Raw genomic sequence first — 7,208 nt, forward strand, 5'->3', positions numbered from 1 at the left:
CAGATGATTAGGGTAAATGATTTATATAAGACTATTGGCCAGGTTAAAGCACTGAATGGCCTGAGCTTTCATGCCGATAATGGCACCATTACCGGCTTGCTGGGTCCAAATGGCGCCGGCAAAACCACCTGCTTACGCACCTTATTAGGTTTACTGAAAGCCGATAGCGGTAGCGCCAGTATTGATGGCTTTGATATTGCGCGGCAGACACAACAAGCGCGCCAGCAAATTGGGCTTTTTCCCGATCCCTTCGGGCTGTATGAGCGGCTGACCCCACGCGAATACGTGCAGTTTTTTGCAGAGTTAAACGGTATGTCCAGCCAGGCGGCAAAACTGGCGACGGCACAAGTGCTTAGTTTGTTACGGATGGATGAGATAGCCGATCGCCGCTGTCAGGGCTTTTCGCAGGGGCAACGCATGAAAACGGCGCTGGCGCAGGCCATAGTGCATAAACCCACCAATATCGTACTGGATGAACCCACCCGAGGCCTGGATGTCATGAGCACCCGGGTGCTGCGTGAATTATTGCTGACCTTAAAACAGCAAGGCCATTGCGTGTTGTTCTCCAGCCATGTGATGCAGGAAGTGGCAGCTTTATGTGATCAGGTGGTCGTAATGGCCAAAGGCCGGGTGGTGGCTCAGGGCTCACCAGCAGAATTATGCGCGCGCACCGGCAAGAACAGCCTGGAAGACGCTTTTATTAAATTAATTGGCACAGATGAAGGGATTGCAGCATGATCAGGTTATTTAACACTCTATTTCGTAAAGAACTATTAGATGCCAGCCGTGATAAGCGCTCTGTGATGGCCGGTTTATACTATGCCCTGGGTACGCCAATTTTAATGTGTTTACTGTTTTCAGTACTGCTGAAGCAGCTAAGTTCAACCGATGAGCTGCAGATCACTATTGAAAACGCCGAAGCCGCACCGGCGTTGGTGCACTATCTGGCAAGCAAAGAGATTAATCATGGTGAGGGCGATAAAGTTAAAGCTATCCGGTTACAGCTAAGTACTGATTTTCAGCAAAGTATGCAGCAAGGGCGCCCGGCTGTGGTGATTATTGATGCGGATCGCTCTAACGACCGGCTGCAATCGGCGATTCGCCGGTTAGAGCGTGCTCTTAGCCAATATAGCAGTGAAGTTGCGCACTTAAGATTGCTGGCGCGGGGTATCGATCCAAATTTACTGCAGGCGATCGATGTGCAAATGCACGATCAGGCAACGCCGGACTCTCGCGGTGGTATGTTCCTTGGTGTGGCAACCTTATCGATCATTCTGACTTTGTTTTATGCTGCCATGAACCTGGCGATTGACACCAGTGCCGGTGAACGTGAGCGGAATTCATTAACCCTATTGTTAAGCCAACCGTTAAGTAGCTTACAACTGGTACTGGCAAAGGTGGTTGCGATTAGCTGCTTCTCGATGGCCGGTTTATTATTAATCCTGGTGGTATCTAAGTTTGCCTACGGTATGGTGCCATGGCAGCAACTGGGTTTTAGCATCAGTCTGAATCTTGATTTTATGTTGTTTGCCATCCTTGTTGGCTTACCTTTGGCGCTAATGTCGGCGAGTTTGCAAGTGATGGTGTCATTTATGGCGAAGTCGTTTAAGGAAGCGCAAACCTATGTCACGCTGGTACTGTTTGTACCGCTGGTGCTGAGTATGGTCACTACCTACAATATCGCTGATGATTATTTGCAGTGGTTGCCGATAGCGGCACAACAACAGGCGATGATTGCGTTTTTAAAAGGTGCCGCTATACCAGTGCCGCAGTTAATGGTTTCCAGTGTGATCACCTTACTGATTTTTGGTGTGTGCAGCTATGCCAGTAGCCGGCTACTAAAAAGTGAGAAGGTGGTATTTAGCCTGTAAGATTAAACACCGCGCCCGGCTATTCCGGGCGTGGTGTCTGCTAACCAAGGTTAAGGCGTTTTCGGTTTTTCCGGTGTTGCAGCACTACTCTCGTTTACTGCTGTTGTTTGCCATTCAATATACTCCAGCGCCATTTCCGGCGGCTGAAAGATAGTGACAAAGACTTCATCTGCGTTGTGCGGGTTTGGATAAAGGCTCATAAACTGATAGGGGAATTGTGTTTCAAACGCCGATGAGTTACCGCTTGTATCCAAAACTTGTCGCCGTAAATGCCCCATAAAGCTAAAACTAAGTAACTGAGCACCCCATAATTGATTTTGCTGATACAGGGTGCCGGGGTTAAGCTCTGGTCGCGCCAAATCAGCGCGGCGACCGTCAACATAGCGATAAATCTGACCATCCCTTACGTAGTGTAACTGACCCTGGTGGTCATACTGGGGTTGGGCACCGGCAATAAAAGTCAGCTGTTGTAAGCTATCGCTGAGTAAATCTAACTGCCATAGATTCTGGTTATCTTGCAGGATACGGGTGACGATTAAGCCACTGTTGTCGCTTAACCAAAGTGTTTGCGCAATATCGTTATTCTGCGTTTTCTGTAACAGCTGTTTTAATTGCAAATCATAAAGATACAGATTGCCTTGGCGGGTTAAGGCAATATAACGTCCATTCGGCGACCAGCTCAGACTGCCAATCATCGCTTCACTGTCACTAAATTCAGTGACGACATAGTGCTGCTCACCATCAGATAACCAAAGCTGCCAGTTGCCGTTCCAGTTTGCGGTAAAGGCCAGTTGTTTCGGATCGGTTGGATGAAAAATGAGTTCATGGGTACTGCCGGCCGCTTCCGAAAAGGGGCTCACTTTAGCTTTTTCAGGGTTAAAGGGGTCGCTAATCCGCAGAATGTGCATACCGCCCTGGATGGCAGAACCGAAGGATAGTGGCGAAATATAGGCCTGATTGTCACTGAGCAGTGACAGCTCACCCACTTGTAAGTCCGGTGGCAGGATTAACGTTGTGGTTGCTTTAGATGCAATATCCAGTTTGAGTAACGCATTAGTTGCCGGCATCAGTAAGTAGTCGCCGGTTGCTGACCAGTCCAGCCCCATAATCACTATCGGCACTGGTAACGCCGCTAGCCTTTGCTGTTCTCGTTTTTCAATGGAATACAAATAAATTTCGGGGTGGTTCGATTCTGGCATCATGATATAAGCCAGGTGTTTACCGTCTGGTGACAGCGCCAGCATTGCTACACCAAACCCTGAAGTGGGCGCATCCGCCAATAACTGGATATGCCCGGTTGCTATGTTTTCAGCGACTAAAGCTGATGGTGTTAATAAACCATTGGTCGACTGTGCGCGAAATAGCGTTTGGCCGTCGTGACTGAGTTGAGCCGGGCTAATGTTTAAGTGCTGACAATGACTGACAATTTCGGCCGATGCCGCCGGGAAAGTCGCGAAATTATAGCGTTCAAAGGTGCAGGCAGAGCCATCTTTACTAATCTTTTGCACTAGTAAGACCTGACTCTGTGGCTGCCAGGTGTGGGCAAAAATCAGCTGCGCGTCATCTTCAATAATCATTTCTTGTGGTGCACTACCCAATACACTGCTTTGTTTCCGCACGATAGTGCGCACGTGATTATTCGGTAGGGTATGGCTGTAGGCCAGATATAACTTGTCTGGTGAAAGCAAAGGACGCGATTCAATGCCTTTAAACCAGGTGACTTTTTGCCGGTTTAGCATCTCCAGTTGTTGTCTGTTTGACACCGGTTGAATTGTAGCTTCATTCGCAATATTGGGTTCGCTGTCAGACGGCTGTTCTGGCGCAGACAGGAAAAAATAGCCGCCGGCCGCACTGATGATTAACAGCAATACAACAGCATAAAACGCGCTAGTCTTAACCGGGCGTTGGCTGGCAACTTTAGTGGAGCTGGCGTCCTGTTGCTGCGAATCGATCTTTGGCGCCAGGACGGCAGGCATCGTTTCGGATTTAAGCTGTTGCTTGCTGTACTGCGGATCCAGTTGCAGGCTATAGCCTTTGCGATGGTGCGTTTTAATCGGTGAAACCGGTAACTCCGGATGCTGCAATACTTTACGCAGTTCTGAGATAGCGCGATTAATTGCATTGTCATCAACATAGCTTTGCTGCCAAATGGCCTCAACCAGTTCCTGGCGGTTGATAATACGTCTGGGGTGGATTGCAAAAAAATGGAGCAACTTAAATAACAGGGGTTCAAGTTCAATCCGCTGCTGTTGATCGCTCAGACAATAATCGGCAACGCTCAGTTGCCAGGGTCCCAAATGTATAATTTCCATACCAACACATTTTTTGTTAATAGCGGGTAGCAACTTTAATTCAATTGTGATGGCGTGGCTAGTCCAGGCGCAATTTAAACCTTATCTGTACCGGATAAGATCTTCGTAATGTTTTATTTATTCTATATAAAACAGGTGATTAGTCTTATTTTTCTTAGCAATCTATTGCTTAGCTTCTGATAAGCGACAAGTTGTCCGGTACTGACTAGAGTGTATCCAACAGCGTAAGGCGCCGGCAGTAAGGCCAACGTTAATTACCCGAAAATAATCGAAATGCCAACACAGGAAATGAATATGAAAACTTCGAATACCGCGATCTGCAATCTGTTTTTAGTGCTGACTTTGTTCACGAGCAATGCTGCCATGGCTGATGAACCGGTAACTACAACAGCCGCAGCTAAAACAACGACAACGAGTGTTGAAACCCCGGAGGAAACCCGCAAAGCAACGGATACGACATACCTGACAGACCTGCGGTTACAGTTAACTGAAGATTTTACACAGCAGTTAAGTACTGCTGTTCGTAGCCAGGTACAGTCAACGCTGATTGAGTTGGCGGCGGCAGTAAAACAGGTTGTCAGCAATTAGCTGGTTAATCACCCTCACCCTATTACGTAAAGGAATTTAAAATGAAACAGCAATCATTGTTCAAAACAGGCCGTTTAGCGCTGTTATTAGGTGCAGTGTTAATTTCCACTACAACCTGGGCAGAAACTTCGCTCTGGAAAGTCAGCAAAGGAGATGATTATCTCTATGTTGGCGGCACCGTCCACTTTTTACCGGAATCGGCGTTTCCGTTACCGCCTGCATTCGAAACTGCATATCAGGCTACGGATACTTTGGTACTGGAAACCAAGTTACCTGAGCCGAATGATACGGCCTTGCAGGCTGCCATGATGCAGGCTATGGCATATCAGGATGAACGTCGGCTGTCGACAGTGCTGTCGAGTGATGTTTATCAACAGGTTGCGAGTTATTTTGCCCCTTATGGCGTGCAATTGCAGCAGCTTGATGCCTACAAGCCGGGTTTTATCGTGTTACAAATGTTAGGTTTAGAGTTGATGAAGTCACAGATGGCGGGTGAAGGGGTTGATGCCTACTTCGATAAAAAAGCCCGCGCTGAGGGTAAAACCCTGGCTTATCTCGAGTCTGTTGAAAGCCAAATTCAATTATTGGCCAATATGGGTGAAGGCTACGAAGACGCGTTTATGACCATGAATTTGCAGCAATTCAGCGATTTTAAAACCTATTTCTCTGCGGCTATCAGCGCCTGGAGAGTCGGTGATATGCAAGAATTGAATGACTTGATGGTGCAGCCAGCACGCGAACTGGATCCGATTTTATATCAAGCACTGTTTGTGGCGCGGAACCAAAATTGGCTGCCGCAAATTCAGAATATGTTTGGCAATGACCAGAAAGAGTTAGTGTTGGTCGGAAGCGGTCATTTGGCGGGTGAGCACAGTGTACTGGAGTTGCTGCAGCAAGCCGGATATCAGGTTGAGCAAGTCAAATAAGGCGGCTTATTCAGTAAAACTTCACCCTGCCCCTGTATTCTGGATGCTGATCATTTAGAATAGAACGCTAAGCTAAGATTCAGAATTACAGGGACTCTTTTATGGCACTAAACGTCGTTATTCTCGCCGCCGGTAAAGGCACACGGATGAAATCGGATTTACCTAAGGTATTGCACAAGGTGGCCGAGCGGCCAATGGTGCAGCATGTGATTGATACTGCCCGCGCGCTGGGCGCCGCTAAACCGCAGCTGGTGTATGGTTATGGCGCCGAGGCGTTAAAAGCGGCCATGGGCGGGCAACCACTGCATTGGGTATTACAGGCCGAACAGCTGGGTACCGGCCATGCAGTGGCGCAAGCCATCCCGAATATCGCTGACGAAGATACCGTATTAGTGCTGTATGGCGATGTGCCGTTAACCCGGCTGGAAACCCTACAGCAACTGCTGGCAGCAAAACCGGCTAATGGTCTAGCCATTCTTACCGTTAATCTGCCGAACCCAACCGGCTATGGCCGTATTGTGCGGGAAAACGGCAAAGTCGTCGGTATTGTCGAGCAAAAAGATGCTTCGCCAGAACAGCTGGAAATTCAGGAAGTAAACAGCGGCATTATGGCGCTGCCGGGTAAACAGCTAAAAGGCTGGCTGGGTCGTTTATCGAACAGTAATGCCCAGGGTGAATACTATCTGACCGATGTGATTGCGATGGCGCATAGCGAAGGCGTGGAGATTGCCACTGCCCAGCCGCAAAACCCGATGGAAGTCGAGGGCGCCAATAACCGGGTGCAGTTAGCCGCGTTAGAGCGTGCCTATCAGCAACGCAAAGCGGAAGAGTTAATGCTGGCTGGCGCTAACCTGCGCGATCCGGCACGCATTGATGTGCGCGGTACCGTTGCAGTGGGTAACGATGTGATGATCGATATCAACGTTATTTTTGAAGGCCAAGTCGTGCTGGGTAAAGGCGTGACCATTGGTGCCAACTGTATTCTAAAAGACTGTAGCATTGGTGATAACACCGAAATTAAACCGAACTCGATGATTGAACAAGCAACTGTGGGTAGCGATTGCTCAGTTGGCCCATACGCCCGGCTGCGGCCAGACAGTGTGATGCTGGATGATAGCCATGTTGGCAACTTTGTCGAGATGAAGAAAACCACGTTGGGCAAAGGTTCTAAAGCCAACCACTTAACTTATCTTGGTGATGCGGTGATTGGTGACAAAGTGAATGTCGGTGCTGGTACCATTACCTGTAACTATGACGGTGCCAATAAATTTGTTACTACTATTAAAGATGGTGCCTTTATTGGCTCCAACAGCTCACTGGTCGCACCGGTTACGGTTGGCGTAAATGCCACTGTTGGCGCCGGTTCAGTGCTAACCCGTGATGCCGGCGATGGCGAGCTGGTGGTAGCCCGCGCTAAGCAGAGGCATATCGAAGGCTGGCAACGGCCGGTGAAAATCAAGAAATAATGATTGTTATTAACCCCACCAAGCTGTCTGTCTCTTATACACAAA

At 48.5% G+C, this 7,208-nt stretch carries 6 protein-coding genes; 5 read left to right on the forward strand and 1 reads right to left on the reverse strand.

What is annotated here, in order from left to right; genetic code table 11:
* Nucleotides 1–3 precede the first annotated feature (3 nt).
* Both AAY72_RS13715 and AAY72_RS13720 read left to right on the forward strand, forming a co-directional pair.
* Nucleotides 4–738: an ATP-binding cassette domain-containing protein gene (locus AAY72_RS13715; RefSeq protein ID WP_057788243.1), complete on the forward strand. Its 735-nt coding sequence runs from the start codon at nt 4–6 to the stop codon at nt 736–738.
* Nucleotides 735–1,871, forward strand: a complete 1,137-nt coding sequence (locus AAY72_RS13720) for an ABC transporter permease (protein WP_057788245.1) — start codon at nt 735–737, stop codon at nt 1,869–1,871. Before AAY72_RS13715 ends, AAY72_RS13720 begins: the two co-directional genes overlap by 4 nt.
* A 50-nt stretch (nt 1,872–1,921) precedes the next feature.
* On the opposite strand, the gene AAY72_RS13725 is transcribed toward AAY72_RS13720, so the two are convergent.
* Nucleotides 1,922–4,183, reverse strand: a complete 2,262-nt coding sequence (locus tag AAY72_RS13725; RefSeq protein ID WP_057788247.1) for a winged helix-turn-helix domain-containing protein — start codon at nt 4,181–4,183, stop codon at nt 1,922–1,924.
* Nucleotides 4,184–4,477: 294 nt separating this feature from the next.
* Between AAY72_RS13725 and AAY72_RS13730 the strand changes: the two genes are divergently transcribed.
* The 3 genes from AAY72_RS13730 to glmU all read left to right on the forward strand — a co-directional run bounded on the left by AAY72_RS13730 (nt 4,478) and on the right by glmU (nt 7,163).
* Entirely contained in the window at nt 4,478–4,771 is a 294-nt protein-coding gene (locus AAY72_RS13730; protein WP_057788250.1) for a hypothetical protein, read from the forward strand.
* Between the two features lie 41 nt (nt 4,772–4,812).
* The gene (locus AAY72_RS13735) at nt 4,813–5,697 is read left to right on the forward strand and encodes a TraB/GumN family protein (RefSeq protein ID WP_008985004.1); all 885 of its coding nucleotides are present in this window, start codon (nt 4,813–4,815) and stop codon (nt 5,695–5,697) included.
* Between the two features lie 101 nt (nt 5,698–5,798).
* Nucleotides 5,799–7,163: a bifunctional UDP-N-acetylglucosamine diphosphorylase/glucosamine-1-phosphate N-acetyltransferase GlmU gene (glmU, locus tag AAY72_RS13740; RefSeq protein ID WP_057788252.1), complete on the forward strand. Its 1,365-nt coding sequence runs from the start codon at nt 5,799–5,801 to the stop codon at nt 7,161–7,163.
* Nucleotides 7,164–7,208 lie beyond the last annotated feature (45 nt).

The organism is Alishewanella sp. WH16-1 (assembly GCF_001441695.1).
GTDB classification, from domain to species: domain Bacteria; phylum Pseudomonadota; class Gammaproteobacteria; order Enterobacterales; family Alteromonadaceae; genus Alishewanella; species Alishewanella agri.